The sequence below is a fragment of the Bacillus sp. REN16 genome (genome assembly GCF_020731355.1).
GTDB lineage: Bacteria > Bacillota > Bacilli > Bacillales > Bacillaceae_L > Ferdinandcohnia.
The window spans coordinates 134,080-158,714 of record NZ_JAJFZK010000006.1; the positions used below are offsets into that span (position 1 = coordinate 134,080).

A 24,635-nucleotide genomic window follows, 5' to 3' on the forward strand; every position below is an offset into this window, starting at 1 on the left:
CTGGTTTCCTATTATTCTGTACTCATATCCATCCGTGCAGCTTTCTTCTGCACAATCAGCAATCGTCCAGACAATGTAATAGCACCTGCAGCTAGCCCGACAATTAATCCAATCCAATATCCAAACGCACCAAGCGACGTATATTGGGCCAGCACATATCCCACCGGCAATCCAATAACCCAATAGGAGATAAGTGTCATTACAAAGGTTGTGTTCACATCTTTGTAGCCACGAAGTGCTCCTTGAATCGGTGCAGCAATCGCATCTGAAAGCTGGAAGAAGATTGCATAAATTAAAAATTGGGTTGTCAACTCTATAACGGCTGCATTTGCTGAATACATTTTTGCGATCGGCTCTTGAAAAACAAAAATGATAGTTGCACAGACAAGCGCCATCAACACACCAATACAAACGCCTAGCAAACTATATTGTTTTGCATCCTTAAATCTTCCTGCTCCTACCTCAAATCCGACAACAATCGTTAATGCCATCGAAATACTTAACGGTATCATGTAAAGTAAACTTGAAAAATTGATTGCGACCTGGTGAGCGGCAATCGTAACTGTATTGAATTCACTCATCAGCAACGTTACGGCAGAGAATATGCTCGTTTCAAAAAAGATTGCAAACCCGATCGGCAACCCAAGCTTTAAGATTTCACCCCAGCTTGAAAGAGAAATAGGATACAGTTTACGCAATACACGATACTCAACAAAGGGTGTTCTTGTTAAAACAATCCAAACAGCTATAAGGACGATCAACCAGTACGTAATCGCAGTTGCATATCCAGCACCAGCACCGCCTAACTCAGGAAAGCCAAATTTCCCAAAAATCAATAGGTAATTAAACAGGACATTAATCGGTAAAGAAGAAAGAGTGATGATCATCGTTACGCGTGTATGACCAAGCGCATCAATAAATGATCTCAAAACCTGATATACAAAAAGAGGTACAATCCCGAATGAAAGTCCGATAATATATTCTTTTGCTATGTCACGTACATCTGACTCAAGATTCATTAAAGATAAAATCGGATCTAACACAAATCCACCAATAATAGTTACCACTATAGCAATTATGATTGAAATATAGACACCCTGCATCACTGAATATGGCACTTTATCCCTTTTTTTGGCTCCTACATACTGCGCGATGATAGGTGTGATTGCAACTAAAATTCCAGATAACCCCGTATACACTGGCACCCAAAGACTCGATCCAATCGCAACACCTGCAAGATCGTATGCTCCAGCACGACCCGACATCATTGTATCCACAAAATTGATAAGATTTAGACCAACCTGAGTAACAAGAATGGGGAAAAGAATATGAAAAAATAATTTATATTTGTCATTAAGACTAAATGTTTGATTCATAAAAAAATTCCTTTTACCTTCCACATTGATTAATGGATTATATCACAAAAATGACAAGATTGAAGGAAAACTAAATGCAAGACTCGTTCTTTTCTCTTTTTTAGTGTAAAGTAGTTAAAGGGTATGAAAATAACCATTGTAATCGAAACTAGGAGTAAAGGGGGAATCCAACTTGATAAAGTTATTTTCAGATAGTGATTTAGATGGAGTAGGGTGTGGACTTGTTGCCAAGCTAGCATTCGGTGATGAGGCCGATGTCTCCTATTGCTCTTATCGAAATTTAAATGAGCGCGTAGAAAAATTTATTGAAAATCCTGAACATCATCAGGCTAAAGTGTACATAACAGATCTCGCTGTAAATGACAAAAATGAAAAAGCATTGGAAAAACGTCATAAAGCGGGTCACTACATACAGATGGTTGACCATCATAAAACCGCAATGCATTTTAATAAGTATGACTGGGGATTTGTCCTGGCCGAATATGAGTCTGGCAAGAAGACATGCGCAACTTCACTTTACTATGAATTTCTTCTTGAAAAAAATCTGATTCAAAAGCATGAAGGATTAGAGGAATTTATTGAACTTGTAAGACTCTATGATACATGGGAATGGGAGTCCGAAAATCGTGTCGAGGCAAAGCGCCTAAATGATCTATTTTTTATCATTGGGATTGAAGAATTTGAGGCAAAAATGCTGGAGAGACTTAAAAACAATCGAAATTCCTTCCAGTTAACGGAGGCTGAAGAATTCTTATTAGATACAGAGGATAAGAAAATTGAGCGCTATATCAATTCAAAAAATAGGCAAATCGTTCAGACGGTTATCGAAGAATATTGTGTCGGAGTGGTTCATGCCGAGCAATACATTTCTGAGCTTGGCAATGCACTTGGAAAGCTAAATCCTCATTTAGACTTGATCGCTCTGCTTAATGTGGGTACGAAAAAGATAGGACTTCGTACAATCCATGATGATGTCGATGTATCAGAATTTGCTAAGCGTTTTGGTGGTGGAGGACATCCAAAGGCATCTGGGTGTTCACTTGGTGATACGGCTTTTGAGCTTTTTGTAAAAAATACATTCCCGATATATGCAATTCGCCATGATGCACCTGAAAACCAACTCAACCTTAAAGAAAACGAAAATGGGACTCTCTTTGTGAATAGAAAGGGAGAAAAGTCTTTTGTTTTCAAAAAAGGGGAACATTGGGCTATTCATCACGACAAGGAAACGCTAGATATGAAATTTACCTCATTTAGCGAAGCCGAACGGTTCGTAAAACGTCAATTTGCTAGTGGCCTAGCCTTTGACAATGAACTCATTTCCTATATTGGTGAGCATCTAAATAAAAAAGAAGATGCAATCAAAGCAAACCTTGACGGCGCATTAGTGAGTATAAAGAACCAATTTTAAGTTTTTGTACAATGAAACGTGTGTTCGTATGGTAAAATGTGCTATAATTAAATGGCAATAGGTTGTCCATAAGGGTGGTCGGCTAAGCTCCCAAATGAAAGGGGGTGATGCCTATATGACGATTTTTGAAAGCCTTGTGATTATGCTTTCTTTCGCGTCGCTTGTTGTTGCGATTTTATCTTTTGACAACAATAAAAAATAGACCTCCCTTTTTCCGCTAAAAATCGGGTGAGGTCTATTTCATCTTAGGCTGATCCTCTTAGTGGGACCATTCTATTGCTAGGCCGTAGATGCTCGCAACATCTGCGGTCTATTTGTATTTTACGACTATTTACAATTATCATACCATAACTTAACCAAAAATGTCACAAATACTTGAATTCTAAGCTGAATTCATTGCTCCACACTACAAACTTCGGTAAAATACGTGAAGGTATGAAAGGTTGTTCAAAAAGTCCGGTGAATATGACACTACGAATTTCTGCGTTGGCTTGCTTTTCCGTTCCTCACGTATTAACTGCATACGTTCCGGTACTCAAAGCTTCGCCGCCTTTAAATTCTTGGTCCTTTTCATCCTCCTTTTTGAACTTACATTATTTAGATATGTATGAGAGGATTTGATACTTCATGACAGTTCAGCTAGAAGATTTGAAGTTACCGACAAATATACAAAATGAAATTTCAAATAGAAAGAACCGAGTATCCGATGATGAGCTTTTAATCGGCCAAGGTGGCTATACACCTTCAGATATTCATATTATTCGTGACGCAATTATTGCGCTTAGCATTGGCAAAAATGTCCTGCTTAAGGGTCCAACTGGTTCTGGAAAAACAAAGCTTGCTGAAACGATTTCTCACTTATTCCAGCAGCCTATGTATAGCATAAATTGCTCCGTTGACCTAGATGCGGAAGCCTTACTAGGCTACAAAACCATTCAAGAACATGACGGAAAAATGAAAATCGAATTTGTTGCAGGCCCAGTTATCAATGCAATGAAAAAAGGATATCTTCTGTATATTGATGAAATCAATATGGCAAAGCCAGAGACGTTACCTATTTTAAACGGGGTACTTGATTATCGAAAAATGATTACTAATCCGTTTACAGCTGAAGTCGTTCGTGCCGAAAATGGATTTGGTGTGATTGCTGCGATCAACGAAGGGTACGTTGGAACTGTTCCATTAAATGAAGCATTGAAAAACCGCTTTGTAGTCATTGACGTTCCGTATATTCAAGGCGATACACTTAAGGAAGTGCTAAAAACACAAACTGCCTTACAGGATGAAAACTTAATTAATAAATTTGTTTACTTATCATTTGATTTAATTACTCAGGTTCGTGGTGGCATGCTATCCGAGGAAGCTGCGTCCATCCGAGCGCTAATTGATACTTGTGATTTAGCGATGTACATGCCACCATTACGCGCCATTGAACGCGGTATTACTGAAAAACTAGAAGATGACCGAGAGAAAGCAGCGGTTAAAAATATAGCAGAAACCCTGTTCGAGTGAGGTTTTTACAATGAGATTTATTCAATTTAATGATAAAAAGGTGGACTCCTTTCTCTTCATGGAATTATCTGACCTTGCCAAAACAATCTCGAAAAACCCTGAACTTGAAATTGAGCTAGGATACAAATCTTACCTCGATCCCATTCAACAAAAAGTTATTATTAGTCATTTTTGGGACAATCGCCCTACGGCTGACAAGCGAAATGGATTATTAAGTGATGTCTTTTTACGAACAATTGGAAGCCTAAGATACACGAATTTTAAAGAAATCGAACGCTATTTAAAATTCTGTCGAAAAAGCAATCTTTCAAGCTTCGCGAAGCAGATGTTCATGCTTTTTGAAGATTTTCGTTTAGAGGAACTTTGTATAAAAGAACGTCCAGGTACACGAAAAACTTTTGCTGATAGACGAAGAATTTATCGTAAATATTATGAGGACCAGCTCCATGTGAATATGGTTAAAAGTGTTCCAACGGATGCTCTGTTTAATACTTTATTTTTACTTTTAACAGCTGAATCCCCACTTGAGGAGATTCCAAGTATTCAAGATAAAATTGATCTGGTTATTCCGTTTCTACGAAGTCAAATTGCAAAGGTCTTTGATGCGAAATCAACAAAAGACATCATTAAGTTTTGTGAAGAAATCATCGATGTGTTAGAGGATGTACTTGACGAAGATATGTTAAACACCTATTTTCACCTACCAGAACTTGATTATGAAACATTAGAGGATGGCCTGACAATCGATGATTTAAAACGTAAGGATAAGCTTAAAAACAATGATGTGCTAGATGATGCGAAAAAAGGGGATGAGGATATCCATGAAGAGAAGTTCGAAACCTGGCATCGAGAAACTAGCACACCAACCAAAAGCTTTTTACAATTTGATTTAGAACAGGGATCCAGAACAAATCTTATGGGTGAAGGGGCAAGAGAAGGTGAAGAGGGTGACCTGGCGTTGGGGATTGCCCAAGGCTCATCTCGACAAAGTAAAAACAAAGATTACTCCAAAATAGAAGCAATGGAAATGGTTCATTCTGAGAAAGAAGGTTCATTAGAATCCGAATTTGGAAAAGAAAACCGTTTTGCATATCCGGTCTTTGAGAAAGCTCGAAAGCCTTCAGAGGATGAAATGATCCAATATGAGAAAAATAAAGCTACTATCGCACCATATCAGAAAAAGCTAAAGCAAATGATCCTCAAAACATTAGAGCATAAAAAGAATCTTCCAAGAGGGGACTTGCATTTTGGACGATTAAATAAAAAGCTGATTCGTATTTTTACGGATGACAATCCAAGATTATTTTATAAAAAAGAACAGCCTTCCCATCAAATAGATGCGGTGTTCTCGCTATTAGTTGATTGTTCCGCTTCGATGTTTGATAAAATGGATCAAACCAAGCTTGGGATTGCGCTGTTTCATGAGGCCTTAAAATCTGTTCAGGTTCCACATGATGTGACAGGCTTCTGGGAGGATACCAATGATGCAGATAGTATGAAGCAACCGAACTATCTACAAACCGTAATTGATTTTGATTCCAGTCTAAAACGAAGCTATGGTGGGGAAATCATGCAGCTTGAACCAGAGGAAGACAATCGAGACGGATTTTCGATTCGAATGCAAACGAAGAAGCTATTACAGCGTACTGAAAAACAAAAATTCCTGCTTGTATTCTCTGACGGAGAGCCGGCCGCATTTGATTATGAGCAAAATGGGATAATTGATACACACGAAGCTGTTTTAAAAGCACGAAAACATGGCATCGAGGTTATTAATGTCTTTTTATCAAATGGAGAGATTGATGAAGGTCAGCAAACAACGATTCAAAATATTTATGGAAAGTATAGTATTTTAGTTCCTAACATTGACCAATTGCCTGATGTCTTGTTCCCGTTACTGAAAAAGCTGCTATATAAGAGTATTTAAGATCAAAAGGTAAATCCAGCTAATTTTGCTGGATTTTTTCTGTTAAAGAATTTTATGCTCACCCCATACATATGATGAAGTAACAAGTAAATAGGGGTGATGATTGTGCAGGATTCCAAGCATTTTACGCAACTTCCTGAAGAGCTAATATCAAAGTACTTCACGTTAAGTGAAAAGGCGAAGGAAATTGAAAAAGAATTAAAAGAATTAAAGAAGGTCCTGAATGTATATTTTGATGAAACAGTCGGTAAGCATGAAAAAGGGGAGTCGATCGTAGGAGATTACAAGATTCAACGACAAATACGTACGTCCGAAAGCTACCATGATGTGAAGACGGTAAAGCGTCTAGAAGACTTAAATCTAATGGATTGCATCCAAATTGTTAAGCAGCCGGATCAGCAGAAGATTGAAGCAGCAATTACGCTTGGTCTGCTTGGACAAGCTGACATTGAGGACTGTATTGTAAAGAAATCAACAAACGCTATTACGGTACGTAAAATATAAAAAACAGGAGAGGCGATTTCTCCTGTTTTTCTTTTAATCTACAACTATATAGCCTATCATCGGACCGTTGTTATTTTTGTCAGAGTGATTTAAACAAATGATGCGGTACATGCCTTCCTCTTTAAAGTTAGCAGTAAGCGTAATTTCCTCACCTTTTTTGACTGTGCCTTTAATATCAGTCCCTTCGATATAGAAAGAATGCTCCTTGCCATTTACCCCATAAATATTGAAGGTTACTTCCTTGCCTTGAGGAACATATACAGTTCCTGGATTCCAGAAATAGGACTCGATTTCTTTGCCATCATCAGTTGTTGATTTTAGTTCTCCGGTTGTAATATGTATCACAACATCGTTTTTAGCAGCCTGTGGGGCAATCGTAGGAATGATTTCGGGCTGTAGCCATACCCATCCTCCAACCATTACCACTGCAGCAACAAAAGCGGCAACAATCCAGCTCCTTTTTATTACTACAAATCTCATAATCAACCCTCCTATAGTTTGTCTCCTTCTAATGTATGCTTGACCCACTATAAAACTTGTCTACTATTTTAATTTTTTTAAAATTCAAAAAGGGATTTTGTGAAATATGTAGAATAAATACATATTATTGCTTTTATGCCTAAAATGATTTTTGAAAGGACTTGACCGGAATGAATCCTGTGTTTGGAGAACTAGTATATTACCTCGAGAGTAATTTATCGTTTTTTTTGAAATCATGGCAAGAAAAAACTGTAATGTCTGAAACTGATGTTCATAAAGAGAAGTTAGTATTAAACGGTTTAACAATGTTTGAAATCATCAAAAACTCACTTCTCAATCCAATCGATGAAGAAAAGCTAAAATTGTTCGCTAATAAACTAGCGAAAGAGCGTGTTGAGGCGAATATTAATATTGGAGAATTCGTCTATAACGTAAACCTTGGTAGAAGTGAAATTTTAAAATATATCTATAAATCCAACATTGATCATGATCGATTAGAGCCTGTTTTTGAAGAGGTAAATCGAATCTTTGACCTGTTTTCATATCATGCTGTTTCCAAATACACAGAGATGAAGGAAAAACAGCTTCAGGAAAAAATTCAATACATTGATCAAAGCCACCAGGAGCGCCTTACCATTTTGGGACAAATGGCATCGACTTTTGTCCATGAGTTCCGTAATCCTCTAACGGCTGTTATCGGTTTTGTTAAATTAATAGGTAATGACAATCCAGACATAAAGTATTTAGATATTATCAGCCATGAATTAAATCAGCTAAACTATAAAATCTCACAGTTCTTGCATGTTTCTAAGAAGGAATTAATAGAGAAAAGTGAAAATGAAGTATCGTTACTTGATCTATTTACCGAAATAACAGAGTTTATTTATGCTAGTATTTTAGATAGCGATGTAAAAGTACATACCGATATTAAATCCAACATACATATAACCGTGAATGAGGATGAAATTAGACAGGTCTTGTTAAATATTTTAATGAACTCAATTGATGCTTTAAAACAAAGGGATTCAGACCGCAACATCTGGATTAATGGGCAACATATAGATAACCAGATTGTTGTTTCAATCGTAAACAATGGACCATCTATTCCCAAGGAATCATTAGATACAATCTTTGAGCCATTTTATACAACAAAAGAATTCGGTACAGGAATTGGATTGTTTGTATGTAAAAAAATTATTGAAAAACATGGTGGCACAATTGAATGTACGTCAAACACAGATGTAACTGAATTCAAAATCGCCTTACCTGTTCACGACCTGTAAAACTCGGCATCCTGACCGGGTTTTTTTTATGTCTAGCTTCAGCATTACAATTTATGCCTTATTATAGGATTCGTGTATAATTAGAAGAGTGAATTGGAGGAATTGAAATGAAATCACTTGTTCTTGCAGAAAAACCTTCTGTTGGAAGAGACATTGCCCGTGTTCTAAACTGTCATAAAAAGGGCAACGGCTTTTTCGAAGGGGATAAATATATCGTGACATGGGCGTTGGGCCATTTAGTCACATTAGCAGACCCTGAAAAATATGGAGACCAGTATAAATCATGGAAGTTAGAGGATCTGCCCATTATTCCGAATCCTTTAAGCCTTGTTGTCATTAAACAAACAGGGAAGCAGTATAGTGCTGTTAAAACACAAATGCATCGCAAGGATGTCAATGAAATTATTATCGCGACAGATGCTGGCCGGGAAGGGGAGCTTGTTGCAAGATGGATCATTGAGAAATCAAACACCCGAAAGCCAATCAAACGTTTGTGGATCTCATCAGTTACGGATAAAGCGATTAAACAAGGCTTTGCCACATTAAAAAACGGCAAAGAATACGAAAATTTATATTCATCCGCGGTTGCACGTGCGGAAAGCGATTGGTTGGTTGGTATTAATGCAACAAGAGCATTAACAACCAAGTTTAATGCGCAGCTATCATGTGGGCGAGTACAGACTCCGACCGTAGCGATTATTGCACAACGTGAGGAAGAAATTAAGAACTTTAAGCCTATACCTTATTATGAAATAAAAGCAATAACGGATAGCCTAACTCTTAAGTGGCAGCATGAAAAAACAAAGGAGCAGCGCATTTTCAAAAAGGATGTATCTTCATCCATTGTTCGATCTCTTCAAGGGCAGGAAGCAACAATTATTGATGTGCAAACCTCACAAAAGAAAAGCTATGCACCACAGCTTTATGATTTGACAGAGCTTCAGCGTGATGCAAATAAAAGGTTTGGTTTTTCTGCAAAGGAGACATTAAACGTTCTCCAAAAATTATATGAACAGCATAAGCTTGTCACATATCCTCGAACTGACTCAAAGTATCTTTCAACAGATATCATTGATACGCTTAGGGATCGGATTGAAGGATGTATGGTGCAGCCTTACGCAAAACTTGGCGCGAAAATCTTAAAAAATGGAATCAAAACAAATAAGTCGTTTGTTGATAATAGTAAGGTGACCGATCACCACGCGATTATCCCAACTGAGGAGCGTCCAAACCTACAAGCCTTATCAGCGAAGGAAGAAAAGATTTATGATTTAATCGTAAAACGATTCTTAGCCGTTTTCCTTCCTCCATATACGTACGAACAAAAGACTGTTCAAGCACGTATTGGCAAGGAACTATTCGTGGCAAAAGGTATCACGGTCACTTCATTAGGTTGGAAAGAAGTCATCACTTCGAACGACGAGAATGAAGATGAAGGTCAGATACCAGTATCCATTCAACCAGGAATGAATCTTAATGTTTCATCCGTCAAAGAAATCGAAAAAGAAACCCAGCCACCAAAGCCATTCAATGAAGGAACCTTACTTTCAGCAATGGAAAATCCAGCAAAATACATGGCAGGGGAAAGCAAGGATCTAATTGAAACGATTGGTAAAACAGGTGGACTTGGAACAGTAGCAACACGTGCGGATATCATTGATAAATTATTCAATACATTTTTAATTGAAAAAAAAGGGCAAGACATCCACATCACAAATAAGGGAAAACAGCTATTAGAGCTTGTTCCAGATGATTTGAAATCTCCAGTGTTATCAGCTGAATGGGAACAAAAGCTTGAACAAATTGCCAAAGGCCGTTTGAAAAAGAATGCGTTCATCTCAGATATCAAGCAGTACACGAAGGAAGTAGTTTCTGACATAAAAACTAGCGACTCAAAGTTCAAGCATGACAATATCACAGGCACAAAATGTCCGGATTGCGGAAAATTGATGCTTGAGGTCAATGGAAAAAAAGGAAAAATGCTTGTCTGTCAGGACCGCGAGTGTGGTCACCGTAAAAACATTGCCAAATTGACAAATGCTAGATGTCCAAACTGTCATAAGAAGCTGGAATTGCGTGGAGAAGGGGAAGGACAATTATTCGTATGTAAATGTGGACATCGAGAAAAACTTTCTGCCTTTAACGAACGTCGCAAAAAGAATCAATCAGGAAAACTATCCAAAAAAGAAGTATCCAACTACATGAAAAAACAACAAAAAGAAGAACCAATCAACACCGCGTTAGCTGATGCATTGGCAAAGCTAAAGCTGGATAAATAATACTATGGTGACAGTTCCTTTCGGTTACAAAATAACAGAAACCTGAGTCAAATTTAGTCTCAGGTTTCTTCATGTTTATTTTTTCTTACCTTCATTCGTGCTGTAATAGTATTTTGCTGTGATAGAACCATCTTCATTTTCTACAATATCTGTAACATGGATTCCAGAATCAGCAGGGGTTGAGCCATAGCCTTTCCAGAAGTAATAAGACCCAGTATGAACATTGCCTGAAACAGGTGTAATTTTATCTCCAGTTTTGAAGAAATCACCTGCGTCCCCACGGTTTACATTTTTCTCTAAATCATATAATCCATCAGCTTGTAGGACGGACAATCCATAATGTGTAACAGCTGTCCCATCACTAGCTGTTTGAGATTGGTTGTATTGGAATCTCTTATTCTTCCAGTTTGCGACATTATTTGGTCGAAAACCAGCAGTTTGATATAAATTGATAATATTTTCATCAACATGCCATGCAACTAATCCATGCGCATCATCACCTTGTCGGATTAAGCCTTGGTTAAATCCGCTTTGTTGCACATTTTCAAATAAGAAATATTCAGTACCGTTTGAACCAGGAACCTCCATTTTTACAATACCGTTGTTGTCATCTGCTCTATCAATAGAAGGTAACGTAATTTCTTGCATTCCATCTTGTGGGGTTACTTCAAGTGGATTCACCCAGCCTAAGAAAATCTTGGAGAATGGATCGAAATGTGTAGGTGAGTTACCATTATACTGAAGAGCATCAGGGTAACGCATCCAAGATCCGCCCGACATCATTGAATAGTTACCAGTACCTTCTGAGTTATAGACTGTATCATAGAAATCAGGTAATCCTAACGCATGACCGAATTCATGGGCATATACTCCGACTTGAGCAGGATATGGGCCTGTAACAGATGCGTCATCATATCCACCGGTTGCCGCGTTAAACCCTGCCACATTTCCTCCAATTGCTGGTTGGATGTTATAATTGTTTACGATTACACCATCATAAGTCATATCTTCTTTTTGGGTTTTTGTAATCCATTCACCTTGACTCATTCCTGCATGAACATCTGCTGGTATACCTGTTTCATAGTATTTACCATAGTATAGTGCACTTAAAAGATTCCATTTGTGTGACCAGAATTGTGCTGGGTCTCTGCTCCATTCAGCCCCAGTCCCTTCGTGAACAACAAATACGTTTGGAACCTCTCCATTTTCGGCATATTTTGAGAAATCAATTTGGTCATCAGCAGCCTTTAATAGGTCACGTACAAACTCACCAGTATGAGCATCACCATTAATGTTACCAAGTACATACTCTCCATTTTCAGCATATGTACCTTCTTGATCCAGGTAATAAGATGCCCCTTTTGGCAGCTCTATCCAAGCAAAATCTGTATTTTCATTACGTACAAGATTTACTTTTCCGTAACTTGATTCTTTATAAGCATTTTGCATAGTGCGATCTTTTGGTACATTTGGACCGTCATATTCTTTAAAAGCTTCTAATTCATAAGGATTGTATTCGTCTCCAAAAATAAGGTCTTCATAATAATGGGCAGGAACCTGTCCAGGTAAATCGCCTTTTGGTTCATCTCCATCCTTATACTTAGCCAAAATAACTAATACCGGTACGTCTCCAGTTGCTGCTTTGTAGGCAACATGGTTATCGCCAGCCTGTTGAAATTTCTTTCCGTTGTTTGCGATTTTTTCAGCAGGGTCTGCTTTGGAAACATTAAATCCTTGCTCTTTTGCCTTGTCTGCCAGTTCAGGAGTCGCAGCGACATATTGCGCAAGACTCAAGTCATATTTGCTAGAACTTTTTGTAGGGGACTCATTCAATTGAAATCCTGAAAGCATCACACCACCAGCCAAAGCAAGGGTTAAACCAGTTTTCGAAAGAACTTTTAACAAAAACACCACTCCTTTATGTATGATAGGAAAAATATAACAGAATATTCCGAAACCTGTAAGAATCCTTCGTCCTATCTAACTATATGACCTAGTTCCTATCTTTTTTATTTAGATAAAAAGTCATATGAATCTAGTAATAAAGAAATAGGGTTTTGGTCTATGTCTTTGTAACATTTATTAAAAAATAAAGGTGAATACATTGTAAGAATAGAAGTAAATAGTACACATTAAAAGCAAGGAGTAATTTAATGAGAACTGAACAAGAAATGATGGAATTAATTATGGATGTTGCAAGGAAAGACGAACGAATACGAGCGGTGTATATGAATGGCTCAAGAACAAACCCGACTGTTCCTAAAGACATTTTTCAAGATTACGATATTGTATATGTAGTTACGGAAACGGAATCTTTTATTAAGGATGAGGGATGGATACATATTTTTGGTGATTTACTTATAGCACAGGAACCTGATAGAAGGGATCAACAATTTTTTGATGACAAATCAGATAGTTTTCAATCGTATGGGTATTTAATGCTTTTCACTGATGGAAATCGAATCGATCTACATATTGATACTATAGATAAGATGCTTAAGGATTATGGAAAAGACAAACTCACTATTCCATTATTTGATAAAGACAATATTTTACCTTTGATTCCTGCCCCAACAGATAATGATTATCATGTAAAAAAGCCAACTGAATTCATGTATTATAGTTGTTGTAATGATTTTTGGTGGTGTTTGCAGAATGTAGCAAAAGGAATTTGGCGTGATGAGCTACCATATGCGAAACAAATGTTTGAAGTTGTGATCAGGGAACGTTTAGATGAAATGATTTCATGGTGGATTGGCTGTGAGACTGATTTCAAAATCTCTGTAGGAAAAATGGGAAAGTATTTTAAAAAGTATCTACCTGAAACCTATTGGAAGATGTATAAAAAAACGTATTCAGATCATGATTATGATCATTTTTGGAACTCTATATTTATCACGTGTGGTTTATTTAGCACCATAGCAAAAGAAGTTGCGGATCACTTATCGTTTACTTATACAGGTGAAGATGACCATAACATGTCCGAATATTTAATCCACGTTAGAAATTTACCATCGGATGCCAATGAAATATATTAAGAAGAACGTTATGAATCCAATATAAGGCATATATATTTGGTAATGAAGAAAAGTTGAGGTATCTACAATATGAATGTTGGATTAAGAATGACTGCCGAAAAAAGTTATCAGTTAGCTGAAAAGAAGGCAACTCAGTATTTTCAAGTACTGTATAAAAATGTCAAGGACAAGAGTTATGTTCAAAGCCTTACGCAGGACATCGGCTCTTGGAAGCAACAGCATATTCATCGATCACTACTTCCAATACGTAACAGTGCGAATAGAAAAAACGATTATAATAGTTATATCAGATGGCTGAATTATACCGGAAGATTAGATCGATACTTAGATCGTAGTATCTCATATATTTTTATGAGAGACATGGGTAAAGACATCAATGCCATCGAAACACAAACAAGAATTGCCAACGTGGTTACTAGTTTGAAGAACCACCTACTCAAAACAACTTCTAAAGGCAAGAGCGAAGAATCGGAAATAAGTACTATGGCAGGATTGTATAAGTGGGGTAAAAGGGAAGGTATTGAATCCACCATTATTTGGCTGATGGATAGACTAATTTCTGTATCTAGAAATATACCGGAGGGAATGGATGCAACACATGCAAGAAGAAAATTAATAAAAATCATCGCTGGTGTTGTCATCAATGAGATGGAAAAAATGGAAGAAAACCTCTCGTTAAAAAGTCGTACAAACAAACTAGATATAGCTATCCGACTAGGCTATGCTTACGGGCTCACTTATCCTTTTATTGATGACCTTTTAGATGCCAATGTTTTATCTGATGCGGAAAAGAAGAAATATTCAAATTTAATACGCACAACTCTGTTAACCGAGTCTGTACCACCATTGGGGGAATGGCCGGGTGAGAACAAGAAATTACTAGAATTTGTTCATTCGGAACTTACAGAAGCCTTCCATTTCATAAAGGAACAACAGTCCGAAGAGACCATACATACCTTTTTCGAACAATCCTACGTATTTTTTCATTCACAAGAAGTAGACAGGGACAAAGAACTTTCGAATAAAACATATACGAATGAAGAGTTATATATACCCATAATAATTAAATCAGCTTCTTCTCGTCTAATTGTTCGGTCATTAATTCGTGCCACCGAAGATGAAGATATTGACAATCGGACTTTCTATTATGGAATCTACAATCAGCTTGCAGATGATTTTGCAGATCTATCCTCCGACATGGAGGAGGGTGCAGTAACCCCATATACGTATTATTTAAAACATCACAAGAAACGATCGGATTTAGTAAACCCTTATGAACTATATTGGGCTGTCATTTCTTATTTGATCCATAACGTGTATGATTCCGATCCAAAAGCCTGTGAAATCATCTTGGACCGAGCTATTAACGGCTTGAAACGATTTAAAAAACGGGTCGGAAGTAAAGTGTATGATGAGGTAATGGAGACTTTTGCGAAAGGGAATCCAACCTTTAATCGTTTGATTCAGAAAATGGTTCAAAAAGCAGATGATGTTGATTTCTTTGATAAACTTTTGCGTGATCATATGGTTACCAATTTGAAAAATGAACGCAAAGACCAGGAAGATTTTTCTGAGTTGATTGATGAGGTGCGGACAAAGATAAATGATCTTTTACATCTTAATAATAAAGATAAGGATATTTCATCGATAACAGATGCAGTAAATTACAGCCTTGAGGGAGACGGGAAGAGGCTGAGACCTATCGTGGCTTGGATAATGACTGTTAAGGAATATGGAATAGATGAAAAATGGATCGCGCCACTTTTGAAGTCAATCGAGTACATGCATACAGCATCATTAATCTATGACGATTTGCCTTCACAGGATAATGCAGCGTTTCGACGCGGGCAAGAAACCGTCCATCAGGTATATAACGTTGCTGTTGCTGAATTAACAGGGCTTTATCTAACTCAAAAAGCGATTTTAGAGCAAGCCTCACTTTCTCATTTCAATACGGAAATAGTACTTAAGTTAATCCAATACACAGCTGCGTGCACGATGGATATGTGCAAAGGTCAAGCGCTGGATTTAGAGTCCAAAGGAAAACAATTATCCTTAGAACAACTAAACCAGATGTGCTTTTTAAAAACGGGTAAGGGTTTTGAGGCTGCGCTCATTATGCCTTCCATTCTCGCAAATGCGGATAGAATAGAAATCGAAGCTTTAAAAAAGTTTGCGTATCACGCGGGAATTGCCTTTCAAATTAAGGATGATTTATTAGATGTGGAAGGCACAATAGATGTACTTGGAAAATCGGTTGGTAAAGATATGGAAAACAATCATTCTACGTTTGTTTCCATCCTCGGAATCGATGATGCCAAAAAAGAGATGTGGGAACATTATTGTTTCGCGACAGAGGCATTACAAGAGATTAAACCAAAAACTTCATTCTTATATCAAATATTGAATTATTTTGTTCATAGAGTACATTGAAAAATGGCCTGCCCAAGATTAGGGCGGGTATTTTTTTGATTCTCCCCATTTCCTAGGTAAAAGCACATTTTATAGGTACAAGTTGAAAGGCGTAAGCCTAAAGAATAGGATGCTAGTAGCCTATGAATAAGGAGTGATTTTAAAGATGTATTATTACGATCCTAACGCATATTACACAGATAACGATTATTATGACGAATATGAAAGACAAATGGGGTCATTTTTCCCGCCATTTGGAGGAGGCCCTATGGGTCCACCATTTGGACCGCCAAGTCAAGGACCAGGAGGAGGGCCGCCATTTGGATCACCAGGTCAAGGACAAGGAGGAGGACCACCAACAGCACCGCCACCATCGTTTGTTCCCACACAATCTCAACAAGCACAAGCCTTCGCAGTTGATCCTGGAAGTATTCGAGGTTGCTTATTCAGATATACCTATGTCTGGTTAAGAGGTCGTGAGCAGTTCTGGTTCTATCCAACATTTGTCGGGAGAAGGTCTGTCTCCGGGTATAGATGGAATGGCTTTAGATGGGTTTATTTCGGAATAAGCCTACGCCAAATCCAATCGTTTACTTGTTTTTAAAGGGGAAAAAATGGAGGAGAGTAAAGGGATTTCAAAAAATTTCTTTACTCTCCTCTTTGCAGTATAGAAAAGCCGTTAAGTTAATAATTCTATTATTGGGTTAATTTCCTTTGTATTTATAAAGGAATTTATCAATATTTGTAGAATGTAGGTTTTGTAAGCTTTAGATATGAGGTGGTAAATTTGGCGAGTAACCATAAAAAGAGAGCCTTAGAAGCAGCCCAACTTTTTATTCGAAAAAATTATCCGAATTGTCATGCAGCCCTTTTAGCAGGAAGTGTAACAAGAAGAGAAGCAACAGAAACATCTGATCTTGATATCGTTGTTTTTGATAAGAATATTCACTCTTCTTATAGAGAATCCTTAATTGAATTCGGATGGCCTATCGAGGTTTTTGTACATAATGAAATATCGTATAAGAAGTTTTTTGAAGCGGATAAAAAACGAGCAAGGCCATCAATGCCAAGAATGATTTACGAAGGCATTGTTCTTAAGGATGATGGAATACTTGATTCAATAAAGAATGAAGCTAAGGAAATTTTAAGCAATGGACCGGATGAATGGACAAGAGAAACAATAGATTTGAAAAGATATTTAATAACGGACACTCTCGATGATTTCATTGGCTCTGAACGAAGAGAAGAAGGAATATTTATCGCCAACAGTCTTGCAGAAATGACTAGCGAATTTGTCTTAAGAACAAATCGTAAATGGGTCGGGTCCTCAAAATGGGTATATCGATCCCTAAAAGAATTTGACGAAGGGTTCGCAAGTCATTTTGTTTCTGCATTTAACTCTTACTATATAAGCGAAGATAAATCCAATGTTATTCAATTAGTTGATGATATTTTACAACCGTATGGTGGGCGTTTATTTGAGGGATTTTCACTTGGAAAAACTAATGATGGGGGTAGTTGATATGGCAAATGATATCTTGAAAAACAACAAAAAGAGCTGGGACATAGTGGCACATCATTTTAATGGGAAGGACGCACTTCCAAGTTATGGTCCGTTTACACAAACTGAGGATGAGTTGGGCCTGTTTGAGAATTTATCACTTAAGAGAGTACTTGATATAGGTTGAGGGAGCGGGCATTCATTAAAATACATGGCAGAAAAAGGAGCGGATGAATTATGGGGAGTAGATTTGTCACAAAATCAAATTGCTACCGCGAAAGAAACATTAAAAGGGTTAAAACCTAAATTGTTTTGCGCACCAATGGAGGATGATATTGGCATAACGAAGAAACATTTTGATTTAGTCTATTCCATTTATGCGATTGGTTGGACAACGAATCTATTTGCAACCTTTAAGCTCATCCATTCATATTTGAAGTCAGGTGGCTATTTCATATTCAGTTGGGATCACCCATTATATCCTCACCTAAAAAGCGAAAGTGGACGCATTTATTTGGACGGCTCATATCAACAAGAAAAAGCGATGACTTACAACAAGTTCAAGGGTGAAAATGCACCGATGTTCATTCCAACACGAAAAATGAGTACATATATCAATGAATTAATAAAAGTTGGTTTTACAATTGAAAAGGTAATTGAAAGTGATGTATCTGAGTCCTTTGATTTAATTGACGATGAGGTTTCTGATCGTTATTATTCTTTATACAAAGCAAGAAGATTTCCAACAACAATGATTATTAAAGCTCGTAAACTTTAAGAATGGCAGGTATACACATGATAAAAGCCGCTATTTTTGATCTAGATGGTACTTTATTAGACAGAGATGAATCTGTAAAAAAGTTTATAACCAGCCAGTATGATAGGTTAATTGAATTTATCGCCCATATTCCAAAAGAAACCTATATAAAACGATTTATAGAATTAGATCAGCGTGGGTATGTATGGAAAGACAAAGTGTATCAACAATTAGTTGAAGAATTTCGAATAGAGGGAATCACCTGGAAAGAACTGTTGGAGGATTATACCACAATGTTTAAAAGGAATTGTGTACCATTTCCAAATCTTATATCGATGTTAGAAGATCTAAAAGGGGTTGGGCTTCAATTGGGAATTATCACAAACGGAATAGGACAATTTCAGTTAGATAATATTAGAGCGCTAGGTATTGAAAAATATTTTGATACTATTTTAGTTTCCGAGTGGGAAGGAATTAAAAAGCCAGATCACCGAATCTTTATGAAGGCAATGGCACAATTAAACCTGCATCCAAATCAATGTATATTTGTAGGCGACCACCCTGAAAATGATGTAAAAGCTGCACGCAGTATTGGAATGATAGGAATTTGGAAAAAGGATGAGCAATGGAACCATGTGGATGCAGATTATATAAATGATGATTTAGCAGAAATACCATCGATTATAAAACGGATAAATCAAATTTAAGGATGTGTAGTAATGAAAAAAATTAAACAAACCCCAATCCAAAATACAATGGGAGGAATCTTCATTCACGTTTCAGATTTAAAAAGATCAGTTGAATGGTACAGCAACATTTTAGGTTTTGAGCCAGATTTAAATACTGTTCAATCGCCTGTATATAATATTCCGGTTACTGGAACAACGAGTTTAACTTTAGATGACCATGCCTTTGATCCTACTTTCAGCCATCAGCCTTCACGTAATCCAATCTTTAATTTTCTAGTTGATGATATTGATGCTGCCTACGATTTTATTAAATCGAAGGATATCGACATCGTAAGAGAAATTGAAAGGGTCGGAGATAACTTTGCTTGGTTTAATTTTAAGGATCCAGACGGAAATGTAGTTATGGCTTGTACTTGTTAAATCGATTTTGCTTATGTCTTTGTAAGTTTTGCTTAAAGAAAAATGGGGCTATCCAAATACGGGTGCCATTTGGACTATGAAAGTGAGAAACTACTGAAATAAGTCCAAATACCGATGTAATTTAGACAATAAACGAGAATACAAGAGTGTTAATGTCCGAATGACTGCTTCGTTTAGACAGATAAAAGCCCAAAATGCAGAAATAAGTCCAAATGTGGGTGTCATTAAGACAATAAATGAGAACACAAGAGTGATAAAGTCCGAATGATTGCTTCGTTTAGACAGATAGAAGTACAAAATACAAAAATAAGTCCAAATGCGGGTGTCATTTGGACAAGATATAGAATAATAGTATGATAGAGAGTCCAAATAATAGCTTCATTTGGACTGACAGAACCGAGTGTTTTGGAAATCAGACCAAATACCGGTGTTGGACTAAAAGAACCCAATAATGTGGAAATGAGTCCAAATCAAAACCCAAGAATATTGATATTCATCATTCTTGGGTTTAACTTTTACTTATTTTTCAGACAGATTCACTCTAGTCTTACTCGTAAAGACCTTCTAATTCCTCAATTAAATCACCTACATATGCAACTGCCTTACGAATTGCATCTGGCTTAGACATGTCAACACCAGCATATTTCATTAATTCAAGTGGTTTCATGGTGCCGCCAGCTTTTAATACATCAATCCAACGATCGACGACAGGTTGACCTTCTTCTTTGATTAACTGTGCCACTGCAGTAGATGCTGTTAATCCAGCAGAGTACGTATATGGATATAAGCCCATATAATAATGTGGCTGACGCATCCAAGTTAAGCTTGCAGCATCATCGATTTCCACTGCATCTCCCCAGAAGGATTTCAATACTTCACCTTTAATTGAACTTAATGCAGGTGCAGTGACTGGTTTTCCGCTTTCTGCTAATGCATATACACGACGTTGATATTCTCCCTCGAGCAAGTGAGTCACAAAGTTATGATAGTACGTTCCTAGTAACTGTAGAATGACCCAACGCTTCATTCTCTTGTCGTCTGTTTTTGATAAAAGATGTTCAGCAAGTAATAACTCGTTCATAGTTGAAGGAGCTTCGATAAAATAGGTGGATGGACGTGTATTTCCAACTCGCTGATTTCCATTCGCATAATAAAAATGACCCGCATGACCAAGCTCGTGAGCTAAAATAAACGCTCCACGCATTGTGTCAGTCCAAGTAATTAAGATAAATGGATGGGCACCATATGGACTTGAACAGAAAGCACCCGTTGATTTACCAACGTTTGCAGGGAGGTCAACCCAGCGCTCTGTAAGACCTTTTTCCATGATTGCACTATATTCTGGTCCCATTACTTGTAAAGCTTCAAGAATTGTTTTTGAAGCCTCTTCATATGTAGTTTTCGGATTGAAGTCAGGGTCTAATGGTGCTTTTAAATCACTAAAATGCAATTTTTCCAAACCGAGAACGCGTTGCTTAAGCTTTGCAAATTTGCGCATATGTGGTGCAAGTTCAGTTTGAATAATATCTAACTGATTATTGTACATTTCTAACGTAACCTGCTGCGGATGTAAAAGCATATGTGTAACAGATTCGTAGTTACGTAACTTTGAAAGTGTCACTTGTTTTGTTACTTCTGTTGCATATGCAGCAGCAAATGTATTTTGATATTTTTTCAACGTATCAGAAAAAGCATTAAATGCATTGCGTCTAATTGTTGGATCTTCAGAGAGTTCATAACGATCTTCAAATAACGCAAAAGAGAGTGGAAGCTCATTACCTTCTTCATCTGTAAATGATGGGAATGTCATATCTGATGCTTTGCTTCGTTGATAAATCATATATGGTGCACTATGGACCTCACCAAGAGCAGCTAGGGCTTCTTCCGTCTCAGGTAATAAGGTATGTGGCTTTTTCTCCAAAATTAGATTTATATTATTCTGAAATACTTCCAATTCTTTTTCTTCTTTTATGTATTGTTCAATTTTCTCTTGCGGTAAAGCAAGTATTTCTGCTTCGATAAATGACAGTGCTGCACCAATCCCAGAAAAAATAGAAGATACTCTTGCTGCATTTCCTTGATTTTCCGGATTTGTTGCATCCTCATTGAATCGTAGACTTGCATATGTACCAACTAAAATCATTCGTTTATGAAGTGCTTCCTCAGCAAGTAAACATTGTAAAAATGTCTTTGCATCATTACCTAATTGCCCTTTGTATTTTGTAACGGTTGATACATCAGCCTCAATAGCAGCCAGTTCTTGTTCCCATGCCTCAACGGTTGTAAACAAGTCCTCAAGCTTCCAAGTTTGTTCAACAGGTACCTCAGCACGAGTTAATAGCTTATCTTTAACCTTTGTCATGATTTTACCCCCTAAAATATTTCGATACTCTAACAATTTTTATTATACCGAAACAAGAGTAAAGTTAATAGTATTTTCAGATAGCTCTTATGTGAAATTTTATAAATCCTATGAGCCGGCCATATTCTTTGGGTCGGCTCAATGCATTCTTACATTATCAATAATCGTTTACCGAAACCATCCTTTTTGCTTAAACCACAAAAACATTCCAATTCCAATCACAATCATCATACCTTGAATCACAAAATACCCATATTTATAAGTGAGTTCAGGCATATGAGCGAAATTCATGCCATAAATCCCGGCTATGAAAGTAAGTGGCATGAAGATGGTCGTGATGACGGTCAGAATCCGCATCACTTTATTTGTTTGATGGGAGTTTAAAGATAAATAACTATCCCGAATATCTGCAGTTAATTCACGGCTCGCATCTATTTTTTCTGTTAGTCTTAGAAGGTGATCATGGATATCATGAAAATATTCAATCCGATGCTGCAACAAATCAAGCCGATGAGAATTGATAATCCGATACACCAAATCCCGCATAGGTGTTACAGTATGTCTTAGTGTAAGCAAATTATGTCTAGTATCAAACAGTTCATCAAGCAGTTCTTCCATTGATTTTTCATTTGAATTGTCCTCAATTTCCTTTAAAGTATCTTCAAGCTGGTAAACAATCGGAAAATAATTATCTACCAGCTTATCGATAATGTGATATAACACCAGGGAAGGATCCCATTTTTCAACCATGTCAGTCACTAATAGACGGTTCCAAACATCATTCACTTCACTTGATTCCAGTAAATGAAAGGTCACAATATATCCTTCACCATGAAATATGTTAATTTCTTCCTTTTCGAGCGTTTCCGGATGAAGGCTATGTGAAACAAAAAAGGTATTCGATTCATAAAAATCCAATTTTGGCCGTTGCAACACATGAATGCAATCTTCAATAGCGAGTGGGTGGAAATGTAGAGTTTTTGATAATTCTTCAATCTCCGCTTCAGTCGGGTGATTAAAATCAATCCAATACCAATTCCATTCTTTATTTTTCAAGTCTGAAATAGGGACATCTGTCATCCGTTCATTGTTGTGTGTAATTGCCGTAATGCGAATCATAATATAACCTCATTTTTCTTGTTTTGCATGGAATTTTTTTAATAAACAGGTATCTTTTCTTTTCCATTATCTGTAGTATAATAGAGTAATTCTAGGTTAAAAGGGGAAGACAAAATGAAATCAAAACCATTTGTTTTAGTAAGTATTGTGCTTGCAATGCTTATTAGTGCTATGGATACGACAATCCTTCAGACAACAGCTCCAACGATTGCAGAAACGCTTGGCGGATATAAATTTTATGGATGGATGTTTGCCATATATGTATTATTTTCTACTGTTTCCTTACCAATATTCGGGAAACTTGCAGATATTTATGGAAGGAAAAAGGTTTTTAGCATTTCTATTATTCTTTTTACAATTGGATCTTTACTGTGCGGATTAGCAGATTCTATGTTGGAATTAATCGTATACCGCGGAATTCAAGGACTTGGGGCAGGTGGAGTTTCACCATTAACGATGATCATAGCTGGTGACCTTTACTCAATCGAAAAGCGCGGGAAAATCCAAGGATTCTTTTCAGCGATGTGGGGAGTGTCTGCCGTCATTGCACCGTTAATTGGTGGCTTCTTCGTCGAAACTATGTCATGGCGGTGGATTTTCTTTATCAATATTCCAATCGGGATTATCGTTCTTTTATGTTTAATTCCATATAAAGAAAACATTACAAAAGATAATAATCCACTAAATTATCTAAGTGCATTTTTTTTCACAGGGAGTATGCTTGCCTTTTTAATGAACACCATTACAACTCAAAACCTTGTAATCTATAATTTAATAGGCATAATCTTTTTAGCCGCATTTATCTTCAGTGAGAAAAAATCGGATAAACGCTTTATTCCTATTGAAATTTTAAAGAATAAAAATATCTCGTGGCTTAATATTAACGGCGTGTTGATTTTCTTAAGTATTTTTGCCTTTCAAAATTATGTTCCTTTATTTATGCAAGAGGTACAGGGGATTTCAATTATCGTGAGTGGACTCGTATTGTTCGGAATGAGTGCTGCTTGGATGTTTGCATCTGTGCCGTCTGGAAATTTGATTTTAAAATATGGCTATCGGAATACGATTTTCTTCGGAAATGGTCTTCTTGTGCTATCTGCGATTCTTGCACTCTTCTTGAATAAAGACACAAGCTTCTGGTATATCTTTGCGATTTTAACCATTCAAGGTTTTGCGTTTGGTATTGTTGTTACGATTGGAACAATTGGCTCACAGGAAATGGCTGAAGCTCATCAAAAAGGAATGTCGACTAGTCTTCATTTCTTTGCAAGAAACATCGGTACCACATTCGGAGCAAGTATCATGGGGATGCTTATCACAAGTCAGGTTGATGTTGCTAAAGGAATGCATAATTTGATTTGGTTTATGCTAATTGCAGTAGCAGCTGCGACCATCATTAGCTTTTTTGCCAGTCAAAAATTATATTCACATACTCTACAAAACCAGTAAAACATCAAAAGCTCTTGCTTTTGGTGTTTTTTTTATATAATAAAAGTAAATTATAAGGTATGATTAACATTATTCAGAAAATAGCAGAAATGTTGGTTCATATTTTGGAGGCACAA

General features: G+C 36.9%; 19 protein-coding genes and 1 pseudogene. 15 read left to right on the forward strand and 5 right to left on the reverse strand.

What is annotated here, in order from left to right:
* Positions 1 to 11: 11 nt before the first annotated feature.
* Complete coding sequence (locus LKW28_RS09710) at positions 12 to 1,376, reverse strand: MATE family efflux transporter (protein WP_229140167.1); 1,365 nt, start codon at positions 1,374 to 1,376, stop codon at positions 12 to 14.
* A 172-nt stretch (positions 1,377 to 1,548) separates the two neighbouring features.
* Between LKW28_RS09710 and LKW28_RS09715 the strand changes: the two genes are divergently transcribed.
* The 5 genes from LKW28_RS09715 to LKW28_RS09730 all read left to right on the forward strand — a co-directional run bounded on the left by LKW28_RS09715 (position 1,549) and on the right by LKW28_RS09730 (position 6,730).
* Entirely contained in the window at positions 1,549 to 2,787 is a 1,239-nt protein-coding gene (locus tag LKW28_RS09715) for a DHH family phosphoesterase (RefSeq protein WP_229140168.1), read from the forward strand.
* Between the two features lie 115 nt (positions 2,788 to 2,902).
* Positions 2,903 to 2,989 carry a putative holin-like toxin gene (locus LKW28_RS23245; protein WP_420708861.1) on the forward strand — a complete coding sequence of 29 codons (87 nt, stop codon included), beginning with the start codon at positions 2,903 to 2,905 and terminating at the stop codon, positions 2,987 to 2,989.
* Between the two features lie 425 nt (positions 2,990 to 3,414).
* On the forward strand, positions 3,415 to 4,299 hold the full coding sequence (locus LKW28_RS09720) for an ATP-binding protein (protein ID WP_229140169.1): 885 nt from the start codon (positions 3,415 to 3,417) through the stop codon (positions 4,297 to 4,299).
* Between the two features lie 10 nt (positions 4,300 to 4,309).
* Entirely contained in the window at positions 4,310 to 6,226 is a 1,917-nt protein-coding gene (locus LKW28_RS09725; protein WP_229140170.1) for a vWA domain-containing protein, read from the forward strand.
* A 99-nt stretch (positions 6,227 to 6,325) separates the two neighbouring features.
* Positions 6,326 to 6,730 (forward strand): hypothetical protein, encoded by a 405-nt coding sequence (locus LKW28_RS09730; protein ID WP_229140171.1) that lies wholly within the window; start codon positions 6,326 to 6,328, stop codon positions 6,728 to 6,730.
* Between the two features lie 33 nt (positions 6,731 to 6,763).
* Here LKW28_RS09730 and LKW28_RS09735 read toward each other — a convergent pair whose 3' ends face one another.
* Positions 6,764 to 7,210: a cupredoxin domain-containing protein gene (locus LKW28_RS09735; protein ID WP_229140172.1), complete on the reverse strand. Its 447-nt coding sequence runs from the start codon at positions 7,208 to 7,210 to the stop codon at positions 6,764 to 6,766.
* A gap of 170 nt (positions 7,211 to 7,380) precedes the next feature.
* On the opposite strand from LKW28_RS09735, the gene LKW28_RS09740 reads away from it, so the two are divergent.
* Positions 7,381 to 8,493, forward strand: a complete 1,113-nt coding sequence (locus LKW28_RS09740) for a histidine kinase N-terminal domain-containing protein (protein WP_229140173.1) — start codon at positions 7,381 to 7,383, stop codon at positions 8,491 to 8,493.
* A 107-nt stretch (positions 8,494 to 8,600) separates the two neighbouring features.
* The gene (locus LKW28_RS09745) at positions 8,601 to 10,772 is read left to right on the forward strand and encodes a DNA topoisomerase III (RefSeq protein ID WP_229140174.1); all 2,172 of its coding nucleotides are present in this window, start codon (positions 8,601 to 8,603) and stop codon (positions 10,770 to 10,772) included.
* Between the two features lie 75 nt (positions 10,773 to 10,847).
* On the opposite strand, the gene LKW28_RS09750 is transcribed toward LKW28_RS09745, so the two are convergent.
* Positions 10,848 to 12,677: a M6 family metalloprotease domain-containing protein gene (locus tag LKW28_RS09750; RefSeq protein WP_229140175.1), complete on the reverse strand. Its 1,830-nt coding sequence runs from the start codon at positions 12,675 to 12,677 to the stop codon at positions 10,848 to 10,850.
* Positions 12,678 to 12,925: 248 nt separating this feature from the next.
* Here LKW28_RS09750 and LKW28_RS09755 point away from each other — a divergent pair, with 248 nt between their 5' ends.
* The 7 genes and pseudogenes from LKW28_RS09755 to LKW28_RS09785 all read left to right on the forward strand — a co-directional run bounded on the left by LKW28_RS09755 (position 12,926) and on the right by LKW28_RS09785 (position 19,589).
* On the forward strand, positions 12,926 to 13,810 hold the full coding sequence (locus LKW28_RS09755; protein ID WP_229140176.1) for an aminoglycoside 6-adenylyltransferase: 885 nt from the start codon (positions 12,926 to 12,928) through the stop codon (positions 13,808 to 13,810).
* A 69-nt stretch (positions 13,811 to 13,879) separates the two neighbouring features.
* Complete coding sequence (locus LKW28_RS09760) at positions 13,880 to 16,243, forward strand: polyprenyl synthetase family protein (protein WP_229140177.1); 2,364 nt, start codon at positions 13,880 to 13,882, stop codon at positions 16,241 to 16,243.
* Between the two features lie 145 nt (positions 16,244 to 16,388).
* The gene (locus LKW28_RS09765; RefSeq protein ID WP_229140178.1) at positions 16,389 to 16,826 is read left to right on the forward strand and encodes a hypothetical protein; all 438 of its coding nucleotides are present in this window, start codon (positions 16,389 to 16,391) and stop codon (positions 16,824 to 16,826) included.
* 183 nt (positions 16,827 to 17,009) lie between these two features.
* Positions 17,010 to 17,744 carry a nucleotidyltransferase domain-containing protein gene (locus LKW28_RS09770; RefSeq protein WP_229140179.1) on the forward strand — a complete coding sequence of 245 codons (735 nt, stop codon included), beginning with the start codon at positions 17,010 to 17,012 and terminating at the stop codon, positions 17,742 to 17,744.
* 1 nt (position 17,745) lies between these two features.
* A pseudogene (locus LKW28_RS09775) lies at positions 17,746 to 18,501 on the forward strand (class I SAM-dependent methyltransferase).
* A 17-nt stretch (positions 18,502 to 18,518) separates the two neighbouring features.
* Positions 18,519 to 19,187, forward strand: a complete 669-nt coding sequence (locus LKW28_RS09780; RefSeq protein WP_229140180.1) for an HAD family hydrolase — start codon at positions 18,519 to 18,521, stop codon at positions 19,185 to 19,187.
* A 12-nt stretch (positions 19,188 to 19,199) separates the two neighbouring features.
* Positions 19,200 to 19,589 (forward strand): VOC family protein, encoded by a 390-nt coding sequence (locus tag LKW28_RS09785; RefSeq protein WP_229140181.1) that lies wholly within the window; start codon positions 19,200 to 19,202, stop codon positions 19,587 to 19,589.
* A 547-nt stretch (positions 19,590 to 20,136) separates the two neighbouring features.
* On the opposite strand, the gene pepF is transcribed toward LKW28_RS09785, so the two are convergent.
* Together pepF and corA are read right to left on the reverse strand one after the other, a co-directional pair.
* The gene (pepF, locus tag LKW28_RS09790; RefSeq protein WP_229140182.1) at positions 20,137 to 21,951 is read right to left on the reverse strand and encodes an oligoendopeptidase F; all 1,815 of its coding nucleotides are present in this window, start codon (positions 21,949 to 21,951) and stop codon (positions 20,137 to 20,139) included.
* A 168-nt stretch (positions 21,952 to 22,119) separates the two neighbouring features.
* The gene (corA, locus tag LKW28_RS09795) at positions 22,120 to 23,070 is read right to left on the reverse strand and encodes a magnesium/cobalt transporter CorA (RefSeq protein ID WP_229140183.1); all 951 of its coding nucleotides are present in this window, start codon (positions 23,068 to 23,070) and stop codon (positions 22,120 to 22,122) included.
* Between the two features lie 114 nt (positions 23,071 to 23,184).
* Between corA and LKW28_RS09800 the strand changes: the two genes are divergently transcribed.
* Positions 23,185 to 24,519: an MDR family MFS transporter gene (locus tag LKW28_RS09800; RefSeq protein ID WP_229140184.1), complete on the forward strand. Its 1,335-nt coding sequence runs from the start codon at positions 23,185 to 23,187 to the stop codon at positions 24,517 to 24,519.
* The last annotated feature ends 116 nt before the right edge of the window (positions 24,520 to 24,635 follow it).

What these genes read in the sequence shown, in the direction of transcription:
- LKW28_RS09710 (WP_229140167.1), bottom strand. Translation starts at nt 1,376, where the DNA reads ATGAATCAAACATTTAGTCTTAATGACAAATATAAATTATTTTTTCAT.
- LKW28_RS09760 (WP_229140177.1), top strand. Translation starts at nt 13,880, where the DNA reads ATGAATGTTGGATTAAGAATGACTGCCGAAAAAAGTTATCAGTTAGCT.
- LKW28_RS09755 (WP_229140176.1), top strand. Translation starts at nt 12,926, where the DNA reads ATGAGAACTGAACAAGAAATGATGGAATTAATTATGGATGTTGCAAGG.
- corA (WP_229140183.1), bottom strand. Translation starts at nt 23,070, where the DNA reads ATGATTCGCATTACGGCAATTACACACAACAATGAACGGATGACAGAT.
- LKW28_RS09740 (WP_229140173.1), top strand. Translation starts at nt 7,381, where the DNA reads ATGAATCCTGTGTTTGGAGAACTAGTATATTACCTCGAGAGTAATTTA.
- LKW28_RS09730 (WP_229140171.1), top strand. Translation starts at nt 6,326, where the DNA reads ATGATTGTGCAGGATTCCAAGCATTTTACGCAACTTCCTGAAGAGCTA.
- LKW28_RS09725 (WP_229140170.1), top strand. Translation starts at nt 4,310, where the DNA reads ATGAGATTTATTCAATTTAATGATAAAAAGGTGGACTCCTTTCTCTTC.
- LKW28_RS09765 (WP_229140178.1), top strand. Translation starts at nt 16,389, where the DNA reads ATGTATTATTACGATCCTAACGCATATTACACAGATAACGATTATTAT.
- pepF (WP_229140182.1), bottom strand. Translation starts at nt 21,951, where the DNA reads ATGACAAAGGTTAAAGATAAGCTATTAACTCGTGCTGAGGTACCTGTT.
- LKW28_RS09800 (WP_229140184.1), top strand. Translation starts at nt 23,185, where the DNA reads ATGAAATCAAAACCATTTGTTTTAGTAAGTATTGTGCTTGCAATGCTT.
- LKW28_RS23245 (WP_420708861.1), top strand. Translation starts at nt 2,903, where the DNA reads ATGACGATTTTTGAAAGCCTTGTGATTATGCTTTCTTTCGCGTCGCTT.
- LKW28_RS09780 (WP_229140180.1), top strand. Translation starts at nt 18,519, where the DNA reads ATGATAAAAGCCGCTATTTTTGATCTAGATGGTACTTTATTAGACAGA.
- LKW28_RS09745 (WP_229140174.1), top strand. Translation starts at nt 8,601, where the DNA reads ATGAAATCACTTGTTCTTGCAGAAAAACCTTCTGTTGGAAGAGACATT.
- LKW28_RS09735 (WP_229140172.1), bottom strand. Translation starts at nt 7,210, where the DNA reads ATGAGATTTGTAGTAATAAAAAGGAGCTGGATTGTTGCCGCTTTTGTT.
- LKW28_RS09720 (WP_229140169.1), top strand. Translation starts at nt 3,415, where the DNA reads ATGACAGTTCAGCTAGAAGATTTGAAGTTACCGACAAATATACAAAAT.
- LKW28_RS09785 (WP_229140181.1), top strand. Translation starts at nt 19,200, where the DNA reads ATGAAAAAAATTAAACAAACCCCAATCCAAAATACAATGGGAGGAATC.